Origin of the sequence: Streptomyces sp. NPDC048182 (genome assembly GCF_043202555.1) — a bacterium.
Classification (GTDB): Bacteria; Actinomycetota; Actinomycetes; order Streptomycetales; family Streptomycetaceae; genus Streptomyces.
In genome coordinates, this window is sequence record NZ_JBIDAQ010000008.1 from 113,086 (window position 1) to 136,575 (window position 23,490).

Genomic DNA, 23,490 nt, shown 5'->3' on the forward strand with positions numbered 1-23,490 from the left:
CCGACCACCGAAAGTGAACCACGCGGCACTGACAACGGCCCGCCCCGCCCGCATCGGCGCAGGCCACGACCCAGAAAGCAGGCACCCGTGACCCTGATGTCCCCCGACCCCGCCCGCACCCCCGCCGACGGCCCGGACGAGGCCCTGCGCCGCACCCTCGGCGTCGGCCGCCGCCGCTTCCTCAGCACCTGCACGGCGGTCGCGGCCGGCGCGATCGCCGCCCCCGTCCTCGGCGCGTCCCCGGCCCTGGCCGGCGACCACCACGGCGGCCACGACCACGACCACGATCACGACCACGACCACGGCCATGGCAACGATGTCCTGGTCCCGGCCCGCAAGCGCGGCATCATCCTCTACACCGTCCGCGACGCCACCGGCCGCGACCCCCTCTCCACCGACCTGCCCTCCGGCTTCCGCGAGGTCTTCAAGCAGCTCGCCCGCTACGGGTACCGCCAGGTGGAGTTCGCCGGCTACGGCCAGCACGCCAACGCCCCCGGCGGCGCGAACCTCGAGTCCGTCGAGGGCGCCAAGCTGCTGCGCCGCTGGCTGGACGAGTACGGCCTGCGCGCCCAGGGCAACCACGGCTTCATCCCGTCCTCCTGGCCGCTGACCACCCCTGACCTGGACACCTTCAAGAAGCACCTGGAGATCGCCAACATCCTCGGCATGGACCACATGGGCACCGGCGGCGACCCCACCGGCAGCTCCTACCGGGCCGACTGGGACGTGGCGGCCGACAAGTGGAACGTGCTGGGCCGCATCGCCCGCCGCGAGGGCATCAAGCTCTACACCCACAACCACGACGCCGCCTACGGCTTCCTGCTCGACGCCGGCCCCCTGGACGACCAGGGCCGCCCGACCCGCAGCTCCGGCATCCGCAAGCTGGAGTACTTCCTGAAGATCACCGACCCGGCGCTGGTCTGGCTGGAGATGGACATCTTCTGGGCGCACGTCGCGCAGTACAAGTTCCACACCTACACCGCCCCCGACGGCACCACCCGCGAGCAGGTCTTCGACCCGGCGGCCGTCGTCACCCGCTACAACCACCGCTACCCGCTCTTCCACGCCAAGGACGGCGTGGTGAGCACCACCAACGGCCAGGGCTACGAGATGGTCCCCTTCGGCACCGGCGTCATCGACTACCGCACCTTCTTCACCCGCGTCGGCAACACCGACTACCGCAACCCGATGATCGAGGACGACAACGCCCCGAGCGCCACCGACCTCGGACAGTCACTGCGCTACGCCAAGATCAGCTACGACAACCTGGCCGCCCTGCGCAGGCGCCGCCACTGACAAGAAACGCAGGTGAAGGGCGCTCCCAAAGCTTGGTATGGTTGTCGTGTCGCCCCGGGGACCACCCCACGGCGACAGACACCTGGTCCGGGTGGCGGAATGGCAGACGCGCTAGCTTGAGGTGCTAGTGCCCTTTATCGGGCGTGGGGGTTCAAGTCCCCCCTCGGACACCAGTGAGAAGAGAGAGCCCCGGCTTCGGCCGGGGCTCTCCTGTTTCTCGGATCTCACCAGGAGAAGGCGTCCGATCTCTGGAGGGAGATCAGAAACCAGGCGGCCAGGGGGACGAGAACGAGGAGGATCACGGCGGCCAGGGCCTTTGCCCACGGCGCCGAGTGGCCATGGTTCTCCACCGGCTCTCTCGGCCTCCCTCGGTTCTCAGGCATGGCGGCTCACAGCTTGTTCACGGCACGTGTGAAGGCGCGGGCGTAGGCGGTGGTGCCGACGCTGTTGGGATGGTAGCTCTCGCGGCTGATGCACCAGCTTCCCCCCAGCTCGCATCGGAAGTCCCCGTCTCCCGCGGGGGCCTTCACGATCTTGTTGATCCCTTCCGGATCGTCACAGGCGCGGCGGCCCTCGAAATCACTGTCGGGAGACTCGTAGGTGACGGGAAGACCTGCCTCGTGCAGGGATGTGACCAGTTGCTCCTGCTTGTCCGCCATGGTTCGAGCCATGAGGTTGACGCGGATCATGCCCGCCCCGCCGACGCCGCTCACGCAGGTGAGCGAGTCCTCGTTGAAGAGCTGCGGATACCCCATGAGGATGATCTTGGCATCGGGTGCCTGGGTGTGAATCTCCCGGAGCACCTTCTCGATCTTCGGGATGGTGTCGTCGATGTCGCCGCTGACGTCGTCCTCGGACGGGCACCCGGTGGTGGCGCACATCTGCATCACGCTCGGGAAGCCCGCGTCGTTCCCGCCCACGGTCAGGGCGACGAGGGTCGTGTCCCTGCTGAGGACACCGGATTTGATCTGTCCCATCTCGTGGAACTGGCCGTCCGTCCTGGCGTACTTGCTCCGGTCGTCCCACGACACGGGCCACGTGTCGTAGTCGTTGCCCTGATCATCGGTGCTCTTGCCGCGGACGTTCCATGTGAAGGCGCCGGAGCAGGCGACGTCGAGGAAGTCGACCGAGGACGCGTGCGCGTCGCTCAGTGCTCCGATGGTGGATGTGGCGCCGGGCAGTGTCGCTTTGCGGGCCCAGGAGTTGTCGCTGCGCCGGCAGGCGTTCCAGGTCTCCTCGTCGTGGTCCCGGTCGGACTCGGGCGAGTAGGTCCCGGCGCCCTCGCCGGAGGAGTAGGAATCGCCCATGACGACGACCATGTCCTTCGGCTTGCCGGGCAGTTCCTGGAAAGCGATGGAGGTGAAGGCGATGTCGTCGTCGGCGCTGCCGTCGTCCGTGGTGTTCGAAAGCTCCACGCGTGGTGTGCCGGTGAAGTGGTAGACGCCGAGCTCCACCCACGTGCTCTCGCCGTAGTGGGTGTTGACGTAGCGGTCACGATCGCCGCCGTCCACACCCTTGATCACATAGTGGGCCTGTTGGGTGTGGGCCCCGGTGTCGGGCAGGTGCACGAAGACGCGGGACCAGGCGAGACTCTGGCCGAGCGTCCAGGTTCCGGTGACGGTCAGGGGGCCGGCGACGCCGCCGAGATGCGCATCGTCACGGGCATGGGCATACCAGAAGTGGCCGCCGTAGCCACCACCGATCTGATGCAGGTCGGCTTTGGCCTCGTACTGGTTGTCGGAATCGGGGTTGAAGGCGAACTGGAAGCTGCCGGACGATGTGATCTGGCCGCAGTCGCTCCATGATTCGGTTCCGTTGGGGACGGGGGCGACGACGTGGGATCCGGCCGGGGCACCGGAGCAGACAGGTTCACCGTTCTTGAGTCGGTAGCCACGGCCCGGTTCGGATCTGAGCGTCTCGTACTTGATGTGTTCGTGGCCGCAGGTGGTGGCGCAGTCGTCCTTCCATGTCGCGTTGGGTGCGTGCCACCAGTACTGGGAGTAGCAAGCCTCGGTCGTGCAATCGGGCGGGATGACGGAGTCGCAGTCGTTGTAGCTGTTGCAGAAGACGGTCAGGTCCGGGGAGACCTGGCTGCGCTCGGTGTCGTTGATCCACCAGGCCGGGTAGAAGCCGGCCGAGGAGAATCCGGACTCGCCCTGCCAGTCCTGCCGGCCGTCGGTGCCGTAGGAGTAGCCGGTGTCGATGGACCAGGCGGACCAGCCCATCACTTTCTCCTCGTAGGGCCAGTCCTGCGGGTGCGCCGCATCGTGGTTCGCGTCGGGATCGAAGCTGGTGTCCATGAAGGGGTGGCCCCAGCTCTTCTTGTAGATAGGGTTGGCGGGGTTGTTGTACCAGCCGAGCCCCCACGGCCCGTTGCTGTGCGGGGTGGGAGGGTTGAATCCGAGGTTGTAGTTCCACACCGCGGTGAACCAGTTCTCCACCTTCGAGGGGTCGTCGTCGTTGACGGTGACCTCCTGCCCATCGGTGTGGACCTCGTTCCACTTGTCCGCGAGGATCTGGACAGAGGCGGCGATGTTGGTCGCGTAGTCGACCGCCACCGCTTTCTGCTTGGCCGCGGGCAGACTGGTCTCGCCCGGCTTCTCGTGCCCGGCCAGGCGCATGCCGTCGGTGATCTGGCCGACGCCGTAGCCGCAGTCCGAATCGTCCCAGCGGATCTTCCAGTAGTCGGCGGTCGAGCCGCCGGTCTGGTGGCCGTAGTAGCCGTCCACAGCCGCAAGCGGGCTGCCCGTCTGGCCGGGGATCGCGCCGGACTCCGCCTGCCACAGGTTCGATTCCTGCGCCAGCACACCCAGCAGAACGTTGGCGGGGATCCGGCCGCCGCCCTTCAGCGTCGGGACGGGGAAGAGCCCCTGCGGGTCGACTGTGCTCATCCCGGTCTGGTTGCGGTACCCGCCCTGTTTGAGCCAGCCGGCGGTCAGGTCGCCGCGCACGGCCATGTCGACCGCCCACTCGACCTGGTTGGGGGTCGGCTGCAACGCCTGCGCGTTCACGTCGTTGCGCGAGATCGAGCACCAGCGGTCGGTGTCGACCGGGGTCGTGGACGCGCTGCTCGCCGCCGCGGTCCGCGTCGGCTGGGCCGCTGCCTCGGTGGTGGCGGCGGCGGTGAGCGCGGGCGACATCGCGGACGCGGGGGCGCCGGAGTCGGCAGGCTGGACGCGCTGCGTCAGCTCCATGCCGGTGGTGGTCGCCGTCGAGGTCACTGTCGTCGGCTCGGACGACGCCTGCTGCTGGGGCGACTGCGCGGCACGCTGCTGACCGGTGGCGCTCTCCTTGCTGAAACCGCGGCCCGCGTCCTTGACCCTCGCCAGACCTGCCTGCACACCGGGAGTGAGGACCGCCACGACTGCCAAGCGGCCATGGCTCGATATGTCCGTGTCGGCGGGCGCCTCGATCCTGGTGACGCCGGTTGCCTCGGTGCGCACGCCGCCGGTGGGATGGCCGGTGAGGAACACTCGACCTGCCGCGCCCGACATCAGGTCGAGGTCACCGAGCCTGCCGGACGCGAGGACGGCGGGCTCACCGTTTCCCGTGAACAGCTTGGCCCGCGCCGTCGAGGCGCCCTTGCGGTCGGCGAAAGCGATCTGCCCGCTCGCGGTGGGGCGGATGTCGAACGGCGTACTGTCCGCGGCGGCGAGCCTCTTCACCGTTCCCGATCGGTCGATGTGGACCAGATCGTGCCCGCGTCCGGCGACGGTGCCGTCCTCGACCGGGACCGCGCTGGTGACCTCACCGGACAGGGTGGCCGTGCGCGTCGTCTTCCCGGCCGTGTCGACGGTCAGCACACGGGTCTTCATGCCGCGGAGTTCGTTCATACCGCGGAAGGCGGTGAACGCCGCCGTGTGCGTCCGAGTGTTGCAGGACGGATCGAAGTAGGCGAGCGAGGCGGTGAACGGCAGCTTGGTCACCGCGCCGGTCTTGATGTCGACGACGGCGGCGAACGCACCGCCCTGCATCAGATCCGGCTTGTTGGTGAACGAGCGGGGAGCGTAGACGGCCGCGATGTGATCGGCGTCCATGACGCACTGATTACCGACCCAGGAGTCGGCAGGCATGCCCGGCTCGGACAGCGTGGCCGCGCTCTTCCACACATACGCCTTCGTGCTGTCCGCGACCAGGACATGCAGGCCGTCGGTGTCGGCCGCAGCGGTCACCGCCCGGTCCGGAGAGGTCTGCCAGCCCTTCCCCAGCTTTGTGTCGGGATCCGCTACCCGTCCGGACGACCGCGGCACAGGAGGACCGGGCTCAGGTTCCGCCTTCGGCACGGCGGTGGCGGGAACGGCCTGGAACAGGCCGCCGACCAGCACGGCGCCGACCGCCGCGGCCACCACGGGTCTGTACCTTCTTCTTCTGGACCCCACGGGAGATTCCCTTGCTTCCTTCAACGGAGAACCCGTGACCGGTCGGTGCACGGGCCTGGCCCGGCGGCCTCAGGCCGCGCCGCACCGCTGGCCTGGCTGGGCCGTCGAGAGAGAGGACGCGGGCGTCGCCTGCTGGTCGCGGGCCACCGCCCGATCGAGAAGTGGTCTGGTCCACTCCTCCGGGCGCCGGTGAGCATAAGGGTTACATGTATGGGGCACGCAAAGGTTCGGCAATTCATGGCTGGAAAGCGCCGGCACCCTCAAGGCCTCGAAGCCGGTCCGTCACGGATGCCTCCGCATGCGAAGTGCTTGAGCGGGTGCTGTGGGCGAAGCGCGGTGCGGCTTGATCTGATTGGCCGATTTCGATCTGCCCGGGGTGGCGGGAGACCCGGGTGCTCCGCCGCCTGGCGTGACGACGCCGGCCCTCCCGCCTCGGGAGGGCCGGCGCCGGAGCCGGTCAGGGGTAGGACACCACCGTCGACGGCACGGTGGACGTCCCCGACGTGGGCGCGCCCGTGTCGTTGATGACCCGCTCGTACTGCCCGTTGCCGCCCAGCGACACCACCAGGAGGTCGTGGAAGCGCACCCCCGAGCGGTTGGGGGCGGCGAAGCCGTGGTGCTGCACGATGGACGGGTTCACGTTGTAGTAGCAGTAGCTGCCCAGGCCCCACGCCTCGTGCGCGGTGACCGAGTCGGCGACCTTGTAGGCGGCGTAGCCCTTGATCGAGCCGTTCTGGATCGCGGCCTGGTTCGGGGCGTCGTACGCCTTCTCGTTCTGGAAGAAGATCGTGCGGCCCCGCTGGCCGTTCCACTGCACGTCGTACTTGTTGAAGTGCTCCACGAACAGGCCGGTGATCAGCACGTCGTCGCCGTTGACCACCACGCCGTAGTCGGCCCGGTTGGTCTCCCAGCCGACGCCCGTGCCGTGGTCGGCGCGCCAGACCCAGGTGTGGTCCACGATGGTGTGCCGGTTGTTGATCACCATGCTGGTGGTCGCCTTGCCCGCCCCCGCGCCGCCGATCCGCACGAACACGTCCTGCACGGTGGTCGGGTTGGCCGAGTGGTCCCGGGACGCGCCCTGCGGTCCGACCTCCAGCAGGGTCGGGGAGTTGACCGGTCCGGCGTCGAGGAGGAAGCCGGCCAGGCGGACGCCGTCGACGTCGGCGACCTTCAGCGCGGTGACGCCGTTGTCGGGGATGAGCGTGGCGTAGCCGAGGCCGAGGACGACCGTGTTCGCCCGGTTCACCGTCAGCGCGCGGTCCAGGTGGTAGATGCCCGGCGTCAGCAGGAGGTTGAGACCCTGTGCGAGGGCCTCGTTGAGGGTGGCGGCCGAGACGCCGGGCTTCGCGACGTAGAACTGGCTCAGCGGCAACGACGTGCCGCGCGGGGTGCCGTTGCCCCAGGAGACGCCGCGGGCGGCCGTGCGCTTCTCGGGCAGGAAGACGCGGTACTCGGTGCCGTTGAGGTAGAGGAAGGGCTTCTCGCGGGATATCGGCGTGGTGTCCAGGGTGGTGTACGGCGGGTTGGGGAAGCTCTGCGCGGGGGCGCCCTGCACACCCGAGAAGACCATGTTCCAGACGGCGTTGACCCAGCCGCCCACCGAGCTGTCCCGGGTGTACCACTGCTGCTGCGAGTACGGCCCGACCTGGCCGTCGATCCGGCTGTCGGCGATGTAGCCGCCGCTCGCCCAGCCGTAGCCGTCGGGCGCGAGGTTGAGGCCGCCGCGCACGTGCATCCGGCGGAAGGGCGCCGCCTGCGCGACCGCCCAGCGGTTGGTGCCGTTGACCGGCACCAGGGCGAGGTTCTCCGCCGAACGCCAGAAGTTCTGCGTGGCGTTGCCGCCGAACCAGCCGGCGTCGACCGTCACGTCCCCGTTGATCGTGGTGTCGTCGGGGGAGAGGCCGAGGCCGGCGATGGAGGTGTAGAAGCCGAGCTGGGCGTTGAGGCCGCGGTAGGTGCCCGGCTTGAACAGCAGCGCGTAGCGGCCGGTGCCGAACTGCGCCGACTCCTGGCGGCGGAAGACGTCGTCGAGGCGGGCCTGGATGTTCGGCGTGGCCGGGTCGAAGACGATGACGTTCGGGCCCAGGTCGCCGCCGCCGGGCAGCGCGCGGGGGCCGGCCGCCGAAGCGGGGGACGCGGGCGCGGCGGACGCCGTCCCGGGCACCGAGGCGAGGGCCGCCGCCGCGGAGGCCGCCGCGGCCGTGCCGAGGACGGTGCGCCTGCGCAGGGCGGCGGGTTCGGGCGCGGAAGGGCCGGCGGGGGAGGGGGGCGTGGGCGTGGAGGAGGACATGGGGGCGGCTCTCCTGTTCGGGAAGTGAACATCGTGGGGGTTGGGGGAGCGCTCTCTGAGCGAGCATGTTTCAGCCGAGTGAACGACGCGTCAAGACCTGCGACCGATTCCGCCCACTGCTTTCAACAAGTGTGCGCAGGGCCGCCGTTGAATCCGTGCCGGATCCCTTGACACCCTCCGCCGCGCGCCCAACACTCCGACTCGGGAGAGCGCTCTCCCAACCCCCCGTTCAGAGACTCGACGACGAGCTCAGGAGGTCTCCATGCCACGGAGATCGAGATACCTCTCCGGCACCCTGATCGCGAGCGCCCTGCTGCTGACCTCGGTCGGACTCGGCACGGTCGCCGCGAACGCCGGCCCCACCGAAACCGCCGACGCCACCGGCCCGGCCGTCCACGCCGGGCACACCATGGCCGTCTCCACCAAGTCCTCCCCTGAGGACCCGGACGGCGACGGCTACATCCCCGCCAACCCGCCGGTCACCGGCGTGAGTCCGTCCACCAAAGAGCCCCCGCACCGCTACTTCCACGAGTTCCAGGCCAACTGCTCGGTCACCCACACCGCCCCCGACGACCCGATCGTCTACGCGCAGCAGCCCGGCAAGTCCCACGACCACACCTTCATGGGCAACCGGACGACCAACGCCTACAGCACCACCGCCTCGCTCGACGCCGGCACCACGACCTGTCTGGCGCCCGGCGACAGGTCGGGCTACTGGATGCCGACCATGTACAACGGCGACAAGCCGGTGCTGCCCGTCGGCCCGCAGGTCATCTACTACAAGGCCGGCGTCACCGACTACACCAGCGTCCGGCCCTTCCCGAAGGGGCTGCGCTACGTCGTCGGCAACCCGATGCAGAGCGCGACGGAGTTCCGCAACCACAAGGGCTTCGTCGAGGGCTGGGAGTGCGGCGACAGCTTCTTCAACGTCGACTTCCCCAAGAACTGCCCGAGCCGGCCGGACGTCCAGGTCAACATCCGCTGGCAGGCGCCGAGTTGCTGGGACGGCAGGAACCTCGACACGCCGGACCACAAGAGCCACATGGCCTACCCCGTGGTCAACCCCGGCACCAACAACAACATCTGCCCGGCCGACCACCCGGTCGCCCTGCCGATGATCGAGTTCAAGATGGCCTTCCCGGTCAACGGCGACCTCTCCAAGCTCCGGCTCGCCAGCGGCCCCAGCTACTCGTTCCACTACGACTTCTTCAACGCCTGGGACGACCGCACCCTCAAGGCCATGGTCGACCACTGCATCGTCGGCGGCCTGCAGTGCGACGCCCGCGGCTACGACCAGACCCACCCCGAGGCCGGCGCGGCGCTCAACGACCGCTACGAACTCCCCTGACCGAACCCTTCCCCCCACGGCGGCTCCCCGGGACGAGGAGCCGCCCCCGGCCCGACTCCCCGGAGAAACCCCACATGAGCCGACCCCGCACCGCCCACCCGACGCGCACGCCCGCCCGCAGACTCGCCGCCCCCGCTGCCGCCGCCCTGCTCGCCGCCGGTCTCCTCACCGCACTGCCCGCCGGGCAGGCGCACGCCGCCGGCAGCGTCGTCAAGGTCACCGGCAGCCAGGGCAACTGGCAGCTGACCGTCGACGGGAGCCCGTACCAGATCAAGGGCCTGACCTGGGGCCCGTCCCCGACCGACGCGCCCCGCTACCTGCCCGACGTGAAGTCCATGGGCGCCAACACCATCCGCACCTGGGGCACCGACGCCAGCAGCAAGCCCCTCCTGGACGCCGCCGCCGCGAACGGCATCAAGGTCATCGCCGGCTTCTGGCTGCAGCCCGGCGGCGGCCCCGGCAGCGGCGGTTGCGTCAACTACGTGACCGACACGACGTACAAGAACAACATGCTCGCCGAGTTCCCGCGCTGGGTGCAGGAGTACAAGGACCACCCAGGCGTGCTGATGTGGAACGTCGGCAACGAGTCGGTGCTCGGCCTGCAGAACTGCTACAGCGGTACCGAGCTGGAGCGTCAGCGCGACGCCTACACGACCTTCGTGAACGACGTCACCAAGAAGATCCACGCCGTCGACCCGAACCACCCGGTCACCTCGACCGACGCCTGGGTGGGCGCGTGGCCGTACTACAAGAAGAACGCCCCCGACCTCGACCTGTACGCCGTCAACTCCTACAACGCGGTCTGCGACGTCAAGGCGGCCTGGCAGCAGGGCGGTTACACCAAGCCGTACATCGTCACCGAGACCGGCCCGGCCGGCGAGTGGGAGGTGCCGGACGACGCCAACGGGGTACCGCTGGAGCCCACCGACCAGGCCAAGGCCGACGGGTACACCAAGGCGTGGAACTGCGTCACCGGGCACCGGGGCGTCGCCCTGGGCGCGACCCTCTTCCACTACGGCACCGAGTACGACTTCGGCGGCATCTGGTTCAACCTGCTGCCCGCCGGCGAGAAGCGGCTGTCGTACTACGCCGTGAAGCGGGCCTACGGCGGCGACACCTCCCGCGACAACACCCCGCCGGTCCTCACGCCGCTCGGCGTGGAGGGCGACGCGGGCAAGGTGCAGGCCGGCAAGGACCTGGTGCTGACCACGAAGGCGACCGACCCCAACGGCGACGCGCTCTCCTACCAGGTGCTGACCAACAGCAACTACATCGACCAGGGCAAGCAGCTCACCCCGGTGCCCTTCACCGACCTCGGCGGCGGCCGGTTCCGCATCACCGCGCCGGACCGGCCCGGCGTCTGGAAGGTGTACGTCAAGGCCACCGACGGCCACGGCAACGTCGGCGTCGAGACCCGCTCGGTGCGCGTCGTGCCGCCGGCGGTGAACGGCACCAACGTCTCCCAGGGCAGGCCCGCCACCGCCTCGTCCTTCCAGGCGAGCTACGGCGACTGCCCCTGCACCGCGGCCAACGCGGTCGACGGCAACGGCAGCACCCGCTGGGCCAGCGACTGGAGCGACCCGCAGTGGCTCCGCGTCGACCTCGGCACCCGCACCGCGATCAAGCACGTGCAGCTGTACTGGGAGGCGTCGTACGCCAGGGCCTACACGATCCAGGTCTCGGACGACGGCACCAACTGGCAGACCGTGCGCACCGTGACCGACGGCAACGGCGGCGTGGACGACCTCGACGTCTCCGGCACCGGCCGCTACGTGCGGGTCAACGGCACGGCACGCGGCACCGGGTACGGCTACTCGCTGTACGAGTTCGGCGTCTACAAGTAGCGGCAGAGGAACGACATGGGGGGAGTCCCGGGTGGAGACGAGTGACGAAGAGATCGACCGGCTGCTCGGCAAACTGACCGTCGAGGCCCGCGTGTCGCTGCTCAGCGGCGCCACCACCTGGCGGACCCGGGCCGAACCGGCCGTCGGACTGCGGGAGATGGTGCTGTCCGACGGCCCCGCCGGGGTCCGCGGCCAGGCGTGGGACGAGCGCAGCACCTCCGTCCTGCTGCCCTCGGCCTCCGCGCTCGCCGCCACCTGGGACGAACCGCTGGTCGAACGGATCGGCGGACTGCTCGCCGCCGAGGCCCGCCGCAAGGGCGTGGACGTGCTCCTCGCCCCCACCCTCAACCTGCACCGCAGCCCGCTGGGCGGCCGGCACTTCGAGTGCCTCTCCGAGGACCCGGAGCTGACCGGCCGCATCGGCGCCGCGCTGATCCGCGGCGTCCAGGCGCACGGCGTGGCGGCCACCGCCAAGCACTACGTCGCCAACGACTCCGAGACCGACCGGCTCACCGTCGACGTGCGCGTCGGCGAACGGGCGCTGCGCGAGGTCTACCTCGCTCCCTTCGAGGCGGCCGTCGCGGCCGGCGTCCGCCTGGTGATGGCCGGGTACAACGCGGTCGGCGGCACCACCATGACCGCCAACCGGCTGCTCACCGACCCGCTGAAGAGCGAGTGGGGCTTCGACGGCGTCGTGGTCTCCGACTGGGGCGCGGTGCGCACCACGCTGGAGACCGCGCGGGCCGGCCTCGACCTGGCCATGCCAGGACCCGAAGGGCCCTGGGGCGAGGCGCTCGCCCGGGCGGTGGCCGACGGCGAGGTGTCCGAGGAGGCCGTCGAGGACAAGGCGCGGCGCCTGCTGCGCCTGGCCGCGCGGCTCGGCGCGCTCGGCGACACCCGGCCGCCCGCCCCGGTCCGTCTCCGCACCCGCGAGGTACGGGCGCTGGCCCGCCGGGCGGTCGCCGCCGGCGCCGTCCTGCTGGCCAACCGGGACGTCCTGCCGCTCGACCCCGGCCGGCTCACCACCGTGGCCGTCGTCGGCGCGCACGCCGCCCGCACCCGCACCCAGGGCGGCGGCAGCGCCGGCGTCTTCCCGCAGGACGAGGTGTCCGTCCTGGACGGCGTCCGCGCCGCCCTGCGTGGCCGGGCCCGCGTCCTGCACGTGCCGGGCCCCCGCCCGGACGGCCCCGCACCCGCCCTGGACCAGGCCGAGTGCACCGACCCGCGCTCCGGGCGGCCCGGCGTGCTGCTGCGGATGCTGGACGCCGACGGCGCCGAGCTGTACGCCGAACGGCGCGGCGGCGGGCGCCTGCTGGAACCCCGCCTGGTGCCCGGCGCGCACACCGTCGAGGTCAGCGCCCGCCTGAGGCCGCGCACCGCCGGTACCTGGACGCTGGGCGTGGCCGGCTTCGGCCGGATGAGCCTCGCCCTGGACGGACGGACCCTGCTCGACGGCGACTTCCCGCCCGAGACCGACGACCCCGCGGTCATCCACGTCGACCCGCCCGCCCGGTGTGCGGAGGCCGAACTGGGTGTCGGCCAGGACGCCTTGCTGGTCGCCCGGCGCGAACTCGCCCCGGGCACCGGGCGGGCCGTCGTGGTCAGCGCCGCCCCGCCCGCCCCCGACGTGGCCGCGTCCGTCGCCGAGGCGGCCCGCGCGGCCGGTGCCGCCGACGCGGCGATCGTGGTCGTCGGCACCACCGAGTACGGCGAGTGCGAGGGGCGCGACCGCACCGGCCTCGGGCTGGGCGCGACGCAGGACGCGCTGGTCCGCGCGGTCGCCGCGGCCAACCCGCGCACGGTGGCGGTGGTCAACAGCGGCGGGCCGGTCGAACTGCCCTGGCGGGACGCGGTGGGCGCGCTGCTCCTCGCCTGGTTCCCGGGCCAGGAGGGCGGCGGCGGGCTCGCCGACGTGCTCTTCGGCCGGGCCGAGCCGGGCGGGCGGCTGCCCACCACGTGGCCGGCCGCGCTCGCCGACGCCCCCGTGACCCGGGTCCGCCCGGACGACGCCGGCCGCCTCGACTACGCCGAGGGGCTGCACGTCGGCCACCGCGGCTGGCTGCGCGAACGCCGGGAGCCCGCCTACTGGTTCGGGCACGGGCTCGGCTACACCTCGTGGGCGTACGAGGGGTTGGCGGTCGCGCCGGTGGTGCTGTCGGGGGAGGACCTGCTCGTCCGCGTGCGGGTGCGCAACAGCGGGGTGCGGGCCGGGCGGGAGGTCGTACAGGTCTACCTGGCCCGTCCTGACTCGGCGTTGGAGCGTCCGGAGCGGTGGCTGGCCGGGTACGCGGCCGTGCGCGCGGAGCCGGGGGAGGCGGTGACGGCCGAGGTACGGGTGCCGGCCCGGGCGCTGCGCCACTGGTCGCCCGAGGAGCACGGCTGGCGGACCGAGCCGGGGCCCTGCCGGGTGCTGGCCGGCCGCTCGGCGGGCGAGCTGCCGCTGGCGGCGGAGGTGGAGGTGTCGGCGGCCGACGGGACCTCTTGAGCGCAGGAGAGCGCTCTACCACGGGGGGAGGTCCCGTCGGTAAGGTGCGGGGATGAGCAGACAGGCCCCGACCTTGGAAGACGTGGCCCGGGAGGCAGGCGTGTCCCGGGCCACCGTCTCGCGGGTGGTCAACGGCGTCCGCAATGTGGACCCGGCGATCCAGGACCTGGTACGCCGGGCCATCGAGCGGACGGGCTACGCCCCCAACCAGGCCGCGCGGCAGCTGGTGACCCGGCGCACGACGACGGTGGCGCTGGTCGTCTCCGGCGCGGGCGACGCCTCGGAGACGGAGCAGGACGCCTTCGCCACGCGGGTGTTCGCCGACCCCTTCTTCGGCCGGGTGGTCGGCGGCGTCGTCGGGCACCTGCGGCCCCGCTCGATGCATCCGGTGCTGATGTTCGCCGAGACGCCCGAGGCCCGGCAGGAGGTCGTACGGTTCCTGCGGCAGGGCGGCGCCGACGGCGCGCTCGTCGTCTCCACGCACCCCGACGACCCGCTGCCCGCGCTGCTCGCCGACGCCGGGCTGCCGGCGGTGCTCTTCGCCCGGCCGGGGCGGCCCGTGCCGCTCAGCTACGTCGACCTCGCGCACCGCGCGGGCGGGGCGCTGGCCGCCGGGCACCTGCTGGGCCGGGGCTGCCGGCGGGTCGCCACCGTCACCGGGCCGCTGGCCGTCGCCGCGAGCCAGGAGCGGCTGGCCGGCTTCCGGGACACCCTGGCCCGGCACGGGCACGCGCACGTCCCGGTGGCCGAGGGCGGCTTCACGGTCGACAGCGGCATGGCGGCGATGACGGCCCTCCTCGAGCAGCACCCCGACCTGGACGGCGTGTTCACCGCCAACGACCTGATGGCGCAGGGCTCCGTGCAGGTCCTGCGCGACCACGGGCGCCGGGTGCCCGAGGACGTGGCCGTCATCGGCTTCGACGACTCCAGCGTGGCCGTCACCTGCCGGCCCCGCCTGACCACCGTCCGCCAGCCGGTGGAGGAGATGGCGGCCAGGATGTCGGCCCTCCTCGACGACCACATCCGGGGCACCCGCACGGAACCGACGTCGGTGCTCTTCGACCCGCGACTGGTGGTCCGGGACTCGGCCTGACTCCCCCCTGGTGGCCCGGTTCGGGGCGTAGCTGGGCGCGGCGCGCGAAGCACCTCGCGGACGCGCGCAGGACCGCACCGGAGCCCCGTCGCTGTTGCTCTCCTGCGCCTCGGGGGATGGCCCGCACCGGGGCCCGTCGCTGTCGCTCTCCTACGCCGCAGGGAAGACCGCCCCGCCGCTCCGGCTCGGCTCTGCGGCGGCCGGGAGCGCCGTACCCTAGCGTCGCGACCCACCGGTGTGCTCGACGCGGCCGGCCGGGTTGCCCTCGGTGGGCCTGTCCGTGCCGCCGTGCCGGCAGCGTCCGCCGTCCCGGCGCCGGGCGCGCGGTGCGGTGAGGGCAACCGGTGCCGTAGCCCCCGGCCGGGGCGGGTGCGCGCAGGGCCGCACGGTCCCCTCTGCGGCGCCCTGGAGCGTCGTACCGGAGCGTCGCGGCCCGCCGGGTTGCCTTCGGTGGGCCTGTCCGTGCCGCCGTGCCGGCAGCGTCCCCCGTCCCGGCGCCGGGCGCGCGGTGCCGGCAGCCGACCGTCGGCGCCTCCGGCCGGGGCCACGTGGCCGTCCCCCGGCTCGGGGTCGGCCGGTCCTCCGTCGCTCGGGGCCGGCCGGTCCGCCGTCGCCGTGATCCGAACTCGAGACCCGCGCCCGGCCCCGCGTCGGGCGGCGCGCCGGGGCGTCGATACCCAACCGTTGCAGAACGCCGACGCGGCGCTCCCGTCGCAGGTCATGGCGGGTGTGGCCGCCCGTAGCAGGCGTCAGGGCCCCGCTCCGGCCGCTTCCGCCGTCCGACCGGTCGTGCGCGATGCCTTGACGGGGCTTTCTCTTGAGGTTTAACTCACGTCCTAAATTAAGCCATGAGGGGCTTCGGGAAGCGAACGGGGTGTCGCTGCTCCCGCAAGTCGTCCTCGGACTTCTCGCCTCCCGGAAAGGGACCCAGAAGCCATGCGCAGCATCCGAGCCGCGGCCGTAGGCGCCGTCACCATGTCTCTCGCACTCGCCGCCTCGGCCTGCGGAGGGGGCTCCTCCTCGGGCGGCGGATCGAACGACTCGCCCAAGACGCTGACCTACTGGGCCTCGAACCAGGGTGCCAGCATCGAGGTCGACAAGAAGGTCCTCCAGCCGGAGCTGGACAAGTTCGAGAAGCAGACCGGCATCAAGGTGAAGCTGGAGGTCGTGCCCTGGTCCGACCTCCTGAACCGCATCCTCACCGCCACCACCTCGGGCCAGGGCCCCGACATCCTCAACATCGGCAACACCTGGAGCGCCTCCCTCCAGGCCACCGGCGCCCTGCTGCCCTGGAACGCCGAGAACTTCGGCAAGATCGGCGGCAAGGACCGCTTCGTCGACTCCGCCCTCGGCTCCACCGGCGTCCAGGGCCAGGACCCGGCCGCCGTGCCGCTGTACTCGATGTCGTACGCGCTCTACTACAACAAGAAGATGTTCGCCGACGCGGGCATCACCAAGCCGCCGGCCACCTGGGACGAGCTGGTCGCGACCGGCAAGAAGATAGCCAAGGGCGGCAAGTGGGGCCTGGGCGCCGAGGGTTCCAACCTCTCGAACAACATCCACCAGATCTTCGTCCTCGGCAAACAGCACGGCGCCGACTTCTTCACCGCCGACGGCAAGCCCGACTTCACCTCCGACGGCGCGGTCGCGGCCGTCAAGCAGTACGTCGACCTGATGGCCGCCGACAAGATCATCGCCCCCGGTAACGCCGAGTACGCGCAGAACCAGTCCCTGAGCGACTTCGTCAAGGGCAAGACCTCGATGGTGCTGTGGCAGACCGCCTCGGCCACCTTCAAGTCGATGGGCATGAAGGACGACGAGTACGGCGTCGCCCCCGCCCCCGTCGCCTCCGGCACCCCCGGCACGGCCCAGGCCACCAACTCCATGGTCGCCGGCATCAACATCTCGGTGTTCAAGAACACCGACAACCTCGACGGCGCCGCCAAGTTCGTGAAGTTCATGACCAGCGACGACGAGCAGAAGATCCTCAACAAGGCGTACGGCTCCATCCCGCCGGTCAAGACCGCCCAGACCGACCCGGCGTTCAACAGCCCCACCACCTCCGTGCTGCGCGACACCCTCGCCAAGAGCGCCTCCGCGCTGCCCCAGGTGGCGGACGAGTCGCAGTTCGAGACCGCCGTCGGCACCGCCGTCAAGGAGCTGTTCGCCGACGCCGCCGCCGGCCGCCCGGTGACCACCGAGTCGGTGAAGGCCAAGCTCACCAAGGCCCAGCAGCAGATGCCGAAGAAGTGAGCACCGGAACCCACCCGGACCCCCTGACCGCTACGGACTCGGACCGACCCATGACGACCACCACCGCCTCGGCGCAGCCCGGCGAGCGGACGGTCGGCAAGATCTCCCCCGGTGCGGCGCGCGGCCCCCGCCGCCGCACCGGGCGGATCCGCCGCATCGGACTGCCCTACCTGCTGCTCCTGCCGGCTCTGCTCCTCGAACTCCTCGTCCACCTGGTGCCGATGGTCATCGGCATCGCGATGAGCTTCAAAGAGCTGACGCAGTTCTTCATCCGCGACTGGACCAACGCTCCCTGGAGCGGGTTCGACAACTACCAGATGTCGGTGGACTTCGACGCCCCGGTCGGCGAGGCGCTGCTCCACTCCTTCCTGGTCACCGTCGGCTTCACCCTGCTGTCGGTCGGCCTGTGCTGGCTGCTCGGCACCGCCGCGGCGATCTGCATGCAGGACGCCTTCCGCGGGCGCGGCATCCTGCGCGCCATCTTCCTGGTGCCGTACGCCCTGCCGGTCTACGCGGCCGTCATCACCTGGGCGTTCATGTTCCAGCACGACAACGGCCTGGTGAACCACGTCCTGCACGACCAGCTCGGCCTCACCGACCAGCCCTCCTTCTGGCTGATCGGCGACAACGCCTTCTGGGCGCTGCTGACCGTCTCGGTGTGGAAGGGCTGGCCGTTCGCCTTCCTCATCGTGATGGCCGGCCTGCAGAACATCCCCGGCGAGCTGTACGAGGCCGCCGCCCTGGACGGCGCCGGCGTCTGGCAGCAGATCCGCCGGATCACGCTGCCGTCGCTGCGCCCGGTCAACCAGGTCCTGGTCCTGGTGCTGTTCCTGTGGACCTTCAACGACTTCAACACGCCCTTCGTGCTGTTCGGGAAGTCCGCCCCGGAGTCCGCCGACCTGATCTCCATCCACATCTACCAGTCGTCGTTCGTCAACTGGAACTTCGGCACCGGCTCCGCGATGTCCGTGCTGCTGTTGCTCTTCCTGCTCGTGGTGACCGGCGTGTACCTGTTCGTGACGTCCCGGGCCACCCGCACGCCGAAGGCGCGCAAGGCCCGCCGGGAGAGGAGGCCGGCCGATGTCTAGGGCCGCCGCCATGGCCGCCCCGCGTTCCTTCGTCTGGACGCGGCGCGTCTTCCTGACCCTGCTCACCGGCTTCGTGCTGCTGCCGGTGTACGTGATGGTCTCCAGCTCGCTCAAGCCGCTGGAGGACGTCTCCGGCAAGTTCCACTGGCTGCCCAGCGGCCTCACGATCGACCCGTACATCGACATCTGGTCGACGGTCCCGCTCGCCAAGTACTTCACCAACTCGCTGATCGTGGCGGGCACGGCGACGGTCTGCTCGGTGGTCGTCGCGGTCTTCGCCGCGTACGCCGTCAGCCGCTACGAGTTCCGCGGCAAGCGGCTCTTCTCGGTGACCGTGCTGTCCACCCAGATGTTCCCGGGCATCCTCTTCCTGCTGCCGCTGTTCCTCATCTACGTGAACATCGGCAACGCCACCGGCGTCGCGCTCTTCGGCTCCCGGATCGGCCTGATCATCACGTACCTCACCTTCTCGCTGCCGTTCTCCATCTGGATGCTGATCGGCTACTTCGACTCGGTGCCGCGCGACCTGGACGAGGCGGCGCTGGTGGACGGCTGCGGCCCGCTGCGCGCCCTCTTCCAGGTCGTGGTGCCGGCCGCCGTCCCCGGCATCGTCGCGGTCGCCGTCTACGCCTTCATGACCGCCTGGGGCGAAGTGCTCTTCGCCTCGGTGATGACCAACGACACCACCCGCACCCTGGGCGTCGGCCTCCAGGCCTACTCCACGCTGAACGACGTGTACTGGAACCAGATCATGGCCGCCTCCCTGGTCGTGAGCGTCCCCGTGGTGGCCGGCTTCCTGCTGCTCCAGCGCTACCTCGTCGCCGGCCTGACGGCGGGAGCCGTCAAGTGACCGGCCCGCACCCGAGGACCGGCGCACCCGACCCCGAGAGGACCCCCGTGACCATCGACCTCGCCGCACTCCCGCACGACTTCCTGTGGGGCACGGCCACTTCGGCGTACCAGATCGAGGGAGCCGTCGCGGAGGACGGCCGAGCGCCGTCGATCTGGGACACCTTCTCGCACACCCCGGGCAAGATCGACAACGACGACCACGGCGACACCGCCTGCGACCACTACCACCGCTGGCGCGAGGACATCGACCTGATGCGGCGCCTGGGCACCAACGCCTACCGGCTGTCCGTCGCCTGGCCGCGGATCCTGCCGGGTGGCGACGGCCCGGTCAACGCCAAGGGCCTCGCCTTCTACGACCGGCTGATCGACGGCCTGTTGGAGGCCGGCATCACCCCGTCCGTCACCCTCTACCACTGGGACCTGCCGCAGGCGCTCCAGGACCGCGGCGGCTGGCCCGAGCGGGCGACCGCCGAGCACTTCGCGGCGTACGCCTCCGTCGTCGCCGAGCGGCTCGGCGACCGGGTCACGCACTGGGCCACCCTCAACGAGCCCCTGTGCTCGGCCTGGATCGGCCACCTGGACGGGGTGATGGCCCCGGGCTGGACGGACCTCACGGCCGCCGTGCGGGCCTCCTACCACCTGCTCCTCGCCCACGGCCTCGGCATGCGGGCGATCAAGGCGGCGGTTCCCGGCGCCCAGGTCGGCATCGTCAACAACCTGTCCACCGTCCACGCGGCGAGCGACAGCGAGGAGGACCTCGCGGCGGCCCGCCGGATGGACGGGCACACCAACCGCTGGTGGCTCGACCCGGTGCACGGCCGCGGTTTCCCGGCCGACATGCGCGAGATGTACGGCGTCGAACTCCCCGAGCAGCCGGGCGACATGGAGCTGATCGGCGCCCCGCTGGACTGGCTGGGCCTGAACTACTACTTCCCGCAGACGGTCGCAGCCGATCCGTCCGCCCCCGCCCCGCACGTCCGCGACGTCCGCCGCGAGGGTGTCCCGCGGACCGGCATGGACTGGGAGATCGACGCCAGCGGCATCGAGGACCTGCTGCTGCGGCTGACCGAGGAGTACGGGCCGCGCAGCATCTACGTCACCGAGAACGGCTCGTCCTTCCCGGACGTGGTCCGCCCCGACGGCACGATCGACGACCCCGAGCGCCAGGACTACCTCGCCGGCCACCTGGCCGCCTGCGCCTCGGCGGCCCGCAAGGGCGCCCCGCTGGCCGGGTACTTCGCCTGGTCGCTGCTCGACAACTTCGAGTGGGCCTACGGCTACGACAAGCGCTTCGGCCTGGTCCACGTCGACTACGCCACCCAGGTCCGCACCATCAAGGGCAGCGGGCGGCGGTACACCGAGATCATCGCCGAGCACGGTCGGCGGGCGGGGCGGCGCGAGGCCGCCTGACCCAAGCCCGTGGGGAGGCGCGGATGCGGGAGTCCGCGCCTCTCGGACTCGGCCCCGGAAATGTCAGGTGCATGACACATCTGAGGTGCGTGACCGAGACGCACCAGCCGCTCGAAGGAGAGCCGCATGCCATCCCGTACCCCCCGCACCCTGCTCACCGCGCTGGCCGCGCTGACCCTGCTCACCGCGGGCCAGGCGCTCACCGCCCCCGCCTCCGCCGCGCCGGCCGCCGCGGCGGCGACCTGGGACACCGACCGCGCCGCCGGGGCCTACGCCGCGTCCCCGGCCGCCGTCACCGCCTCCGGCAGCGAGAACGCCGGAACGGCGCCAGGGCTGGCCTTCGACGGCGACGCGGGCACCCGCTGGTCCAGCGACTTCAGCGACACCGCCTGGATCCGCGTCGACCTCGGCGCCACCCTCCGCGTCGACCGGGTCGTCCTCGACTGGGAGGCCGCCTACGGCAAGCGCTACGTCCTGGAGGCGTCGCGCAACGGCAGCGACTGGACGCCGTTCTACACCGAGACGGCCGGCACCGGCGGCTCGGTCACCGCGCACACCTACCCGCAGGAGGTGACCGCGCGCTACGTCCGGATGCGCGGCGTCGAACGGGCCACCCCCTGGGGCTACTCCCTCTACTCCTTCAAGGTCTACGGCGGCGAACCCGCCCCCGCCTCCACCACGCGTACGAACCTGGCCCTGAACCACCCCGCCTACTCCAACGTCTACCAGCACGCGGGCAACTCCCCGGCCTTCGTGACCGACGGCGGCTGGCCCGACTCCCTCAAGGGCGACGCCACCCGCTGGGCCAGCGACTGGAACGCCGACCGCTGGGTCTCCGTCGACCTCGGCGCCCGCTCCACCATCGACACGGTCGACCTGTACTGGGAGGCGGCCTACGCCGTCGACTACGAACTCCAGGTCTCCGACGACAACCGCACCTGGCGCACGGTCTACCGCCCGTCGGCCGCCGAAGTCTCGGCCCGCCGCGCCGACATCAAGGCCCCCGGCGACGCGGCCGGCCGCCACGACACGGTCCGCCTCCCGCAGCCGGCCACCGGACGCTACGTCCGCATGCTCGGCAAGGAGCGCCGCTCCTTCTACAACCCGGCACCCGCCACCGCCCAGTTCGGCTACTCCCTCTACGAGTTCCAGGTCTGGGGCACCGGCGGCAGCGCGGCGGCGGCCTACCCGGCCCTGCCCGGCGAGCAGTCCGGTGCCTACCGCACCACGTTCTTCGACGACTTCACCTCCGCCGCCCTGGACCGCGCCAAGTGGCGGGTGGTGCGCACCGGCACCGAGATGGGCTCGGTCAACGGCGAGTCCCAGGCGTACGTCGACTCGACGGACAACATCCGCCAGGAGAACGGCGCGTTGGTGCTGCGCGCCAAGTACTGCAAGGGCTGCACGCGGGCCGGCGGCGGCACCTACGACTTCACCTCCGGGCGCATCGACACCAACACCAAGTTCGACTTCACCTACGGCAAGGTCAGCGCCCGCATGAAGCTGCCCGTCGGCGACGGCTTCTGGCCCGCCTTCTGGCTCCTGGGCAGCAATGTCGACGACCCCTCCGTCTCCTGGCCCGCCTCCGGCGAGACCGACATCATGGAGAACATCGGCTACGCCGACTGGACGAGCACCGCCCTGCACGGCCCCGGCTACTCCGCCGACGGCAACATCGGCGCCCGCCAGACCTACCCGGCCGGCGGCCGGTCCGACCAGTGGCACACCTACGCGGTGGAGTGGACCCCGACCGCCATGCGCTTCTCCGTCGACGACCGCCTCGTCCAGGAGACGACCCGCAACAAGCTGGAGTCCACCCGCGGCGCCTGGGTCTTCGACCACAACCAGTACGTCATCCTCAACCTCGCCCTCGGCGGCGCCTACCCGGCCGGCTGGAACAAGGTCACCACCCCCTACTGGGGCCTGCCCCAGTCCAGCGTCGACCGCGTCGCGGGCGGGGGAGTGCAGGCGGAGGTGGACTGGGTGCGGGTGGAGCAGAAGGGGTGAGACGCCGGTAGGACCCTGCGGGCGTCCTTCGCCGCCCTCAGTGCCCCGCCCCTTCCGGCGCGGCCAGCCGGTCGGGCGGTGTGTCGTCGGCCGGCCGGGCCGGGAGGAGGGACCCGGCGGTGAGGGCGGCGACGGCGCAGCAGGCGACCGGGAGGAAGAAGGCCGTGTTGAGGGGGATGTAGCGGGTGAGCCAGCCGATGACGGCCGGGCCCGCGAGCATGCCCAGGTAGCCGAGGCCGGCGACGCGGGAGACGTTGGCCGCCGCGGCGGCCGGGGTCCGGGTGCGTACGGTGTGAACACGGATGCCGGCGGCAGTCGCCGACAGCGGGAGGGAGACGTCATGCGGTGGGGCACAGTGGCGATCACGGGTGCCGCGGGCACCATCGGAGCCGTGGTCAGGCGGGCCCTGCGCCCCGAGGCCGAGCGTCTGCTCCTCGTCGACCGAGCACCGCTGCGGCCCGAGGCCGGCAATGAGGAGGTCCGCCCGGCCGACCTCCGGGACGAGGCCGCCGTGCGCTCCGCCCTCGCCGGCGCCGACCGCGTCCTCCATCTCGGCGGCATCCCCGACGAGGCCCCCCTGCCCGATCTCCTCGGCGCCAACGTGCTCGGTACCCACCACGTCCTGGAAGCCGCCCGGCGAGCCGGCATCGGGCGCGTGGTGCTGGCGAGCAGCAACCGGGTGACCGGCTTCCACCCCGCCGGCCATCGCACCGCCCCCGACGAACCGGTGCGCCCCGACGGCCTGTACGGGGTCAGCAAGGCGGCCGTCGAGGCGCTGGGACGGCTCTACGCCGACAAGTTCGGCCTCTCCGTGATCTGCCTGCGCATCGGCAGCTTCGAACCCGAGCCCACCGAACCCCGGCACCTCGCCACCTGGCTGAGCCCCCGCGACACCGTCGGCTACGTCCGGGCGGCGCTGACGGCACCGGAGACCACGCGCTTCGCCACCGTCTACGCCGTCTCCGCCAACACCCGCCGCTTCTGGGAGCTGCCCGACCCGGCGGTCCTGGACTACGCCCCCCTCGACGACGCCGAGGTCCACGCCGGCGGCATCCCCGGCGCCGACCTCCCGCCCGACCCCGCCGCACCCCAGGCCGGCCCCTACGCCGCGCCCGAGTTCACCCTTCCCCACCTCGCGCCCTGAG

General features: G+C 71.5%; 13 protein-coding genes, 1 tRNA gene and 1 pseudogene. 12 read left to right on the forward strand and 3 right to left on the reverse strand.

From position 1 onward, the window contains the following. Positions 1–96: 96 nt before the first annotated feature. Together ACGFZL_RS17880 and ACGFZL_RS17885 are read left to right on the forward strand one after the other, a co-directional pair. Entirely contained in the window at positions 97–1,296 is a 1,200-nt protein-coding gene (locus ACGFZL_RS17880) for a sugar phosphate isomerase/epimerase family protein (protein ID WP_393692957.1), read from the forward strand. 85 nt (positions 1,297–1,381) lie between these two features. Further along, a tRNA-Leu gene (locus ACGFZL_RS17885) sits at positions 1,382–1,469 on the forward strand. Between the two features lie 216 nt (positions 1,470–1,685). Here the strand turns inward: ACGFZL_RS17885 and ACGFZL_RS17890 are convergent. Both ACGFZL_RS17890 and ACGFZL_RS17895 read right to left on the reverse strand, forming a co-directional pair. Next, positions 1,686–5,642 (reverse strand): SGNH/GDSL hydrolase family protein, encoded by a 3,957-nt coding sequence (locus ACGFZL_RS17890; RefSeq protein ID WP_393692716.1) that lies wholly within the window; start codon positions 5,640–5,642, stop codon positions 1,686–1,688. A 490-nt stretch (positions 5,643–6,132) separates the two neighbouring features. Next, complete coding sequence (locus tag ACGFZL_RS17895) at positions 6,133–7,965, reverse strand: coagulation factor 5/8 type domain-containing protein (RefSeq protein WP_393692718.1); 1,833 nt, start codon at positions 7,963–7,965, stop codon at positions 6,133–6,135. Between the two features lie 262 nt (positions 7,966–8,227). On the opposite strand from ACGFZL_RS17895, the gene ACGFZL_RS17900 reads away from it, so the two are divergent. From ACGFZL_RS17900 to ACGFZL_RS17940, 9 genes are all read left to right on the forward strand, one after another. Further along, the gene (locus ACGFZL_RS17900) at positions 8,228–9,313 is read left to right on the forward strand and encodes a DUF1996 domain-containing protein (RefSeq protein WP_393692720.1); all 1,086 of its coding nucleotides are present in this window, start codon (positions 8,228–8,230) and stop codon (positions 9,311–9,313) included. A 74-nt stretch (positions 9,314–9,387) separates the two neighbouring features. Continuing rightward, entirely contained in the window at positions 9,388–11,157 is a 1,770-nt protein-coding gene (locus ACGFZL_RS17905) for a discoidin domain-containing protein (RefSeq protein WP_393692722.1), read from the forward strand. Between the two features lie 31 nt (positions 11,158–11,188). Continuing rightward, complete coding sequence (locus ACGFZL_RS17910; protein ID WP_393692724.1) at positions 11,189–13,642, forward strand: glycoside hydrolase family 3 C-terminal domain-containing protein; 2,454 nt, start codon at positions 11,189–11,191, stop codon at positions 13,640–13,642. 52 nt (positions 13,643–13,694) lie between these two features. Then, entirely contained in the window at positions 13,695–14,735 is a 1,041-nt protein-coding gene (locus ACGFZL_RS17915) for a LacI family DNA-binding transcriptional regulator (protein WP_393692726.1), read from the forward strand. Positions 14,736–15,671: 936 nt separating this feature from the next. Next, positions 15,672–16,988, forward strand: a complete 1,317-nt coding sequence (locus ACGFZL_RS17920) for an ABC transporter substrate-binding protein (RefSeq protein WP_393692728.1) — start codon at positions 15,672–15,674, stop codon at positions 16,986–16,988. A gap of 50 nt (positions 16,989–17,038) precedes the next feature. Beyond that, positions 17,039–18,076 carry a sugar ABC transporter permease gene (locus tag ACGFZL_RS17925; RefSeq protein WP_355170398.1) on the forward strand — a complete coding sequence of 346 codons (1,038 nt, stop codon included), beginning with the start codon at positions 17,039–17,041 and terminating at the stop codon, positions 18,074–18,076. Between the two features lie 10 nt (positions 18,077–18,086). Continuing rightward, positions 18,087–18,926 carry a carbohydrate ABC transporter permease gene (locus ACGFZL_RS17930; RefSeq protein WP_355170584.1) on the forward strand — a complete coding sequence of 280 codons (840 nt, stop codon included), beginning with the start codon at positions 18,087–18,089 and terminating at the stop codon, positions 18,924–18,926. A gap of 47 nt (positions 18,927–18,973) precedes the next feature. Beyond that, complete coding sequence (locus tag ACGFZL_RS17935) at positions 18,974–20,338, forward strand: GH1 family beta-glucosidase (RefSeq protein ID WP_393692731.1); 1,365 nt, start codon at positions 18,974–18,976, stop codon at positions 20,336–20,338. Positions 20,339–20,464: 126 nt separating this feature from the next. Continuing rightward, positions 20,465–22,345 (forward strand): discoidin domain-containing protein, encoded by a 1,881-nt coding sequence (locus tag ACGFZL_RS17940; RefSeq protein ID WP_393692733.1) that lies wholly within the window; start codon positions 20,465–20,467, stop codon positions 22,343–22,345. A gap of 37 nt (positions 22,346–22,382) precedes the next feature. Here the strand turns inward: ACGFZL_RS17940 and ACGFZL_RS17945 are convergent. After that, positions 22,383–22,619: pseudogene (locus tag ACGFZL_RS17945) on the reverse strand (MFS transporter); the annotation flags it as partial. A gap of 66 nt (positions 22,620–22,685) precedes the next feature. Here ACGFZL_RS17945 and ACGFZL_RS17950 point away from each other — a divergent pair. Continuing rightward, positions 22,686–23,489: an NAD-dependent epimerase/dehydratase family protein gene (locus ACGFZL_RS17950; RefSeq protein ID WP_393692735.1), complete on the forward strand. Its 804-nt coding sequence runs from the start codon at positions 22,686–22,688 to the stop codon at positions 23,487–23,489. Position 23,490: the final 1 nt, after the last annotated feature.

Excerpts from the sequence above, each read along its gene's own strand:
- ACGFZL_RS17880 (WP_393692957.1), top strand. The coding sequence starts at position 97 with ATGTCCCCCGACCCCGCCCGCACCCCCGCCGACGGCCCGGACGAGGCC.
- ACGFZL_RS17895 (WP_393692718.1), bottom strand. The coding sequence starts at position 7,965 with ATGTCCTCCTCCACGCCCACGCCCCCCTCCCCCGCCGGCCCTTCCGCG.
- ACGFZL_RS17900 (WP_393692720.1), top strand. The coding sequence starts at position 8,228 with ATGCCACGGAGATCGAGATACCTCTCCGGCACCCTGATCGCGAGCGCC.
- ACGFZL_RS17905 (WP_393692722.1), top strand. The coding sequence starts at position 9,388 with ATGAGCCGACCCCGCACCGCCCACCCGACGCGCACGCCCGCCCGCAGA.
- ACGFZL_RS17915 (WP_393692726.1), top strand. The coding sequence starts at position 13,695 with ATGAGCAGACAGGCCCCGACCTTGGAAGACGTGGCCCGGGAGGCAGGC.
- ACGFZL_RS17920 (WP_393692728.1), top strand. The coding sequence starts at position 15,672 with ATGCGCAGCATCCGAGCCGCGGCCGTAGGCGCCGTCACCATGTCTCTC.
- ACGFZL_RS17925 (WP_355170398.1), top strand. The coding sequence starts at position 17,039 with ATGACGACCACCACCGCCTCGGCGCAGCCCGGCGAGCGGACGGTCGGC.
- ACGFZL_RS17930 (WP_355170584.1), top strand. The coding sequence starts at position 18,087 with ATGGCCGCCCCGCGTTCCTTCGTCTGGACGCGGCGCGTCTTCCTGACC.
- ACGFZL_RS17940 (WP_393692733.1), top strand. The coding sequence starts at position 20,465 with ATGCCATCCCGTACCCCCCGCACCCTGCTCACCGCGCTGGCCGCGCTG.
- ACGFZL_RS17950 (WP_393692735.1), top strand. The coding sequence starts at position 22,686 with ATGCGGTGGGGCACAGTGGCGATCACGGGTGCCGCGGGCACCATCGGA.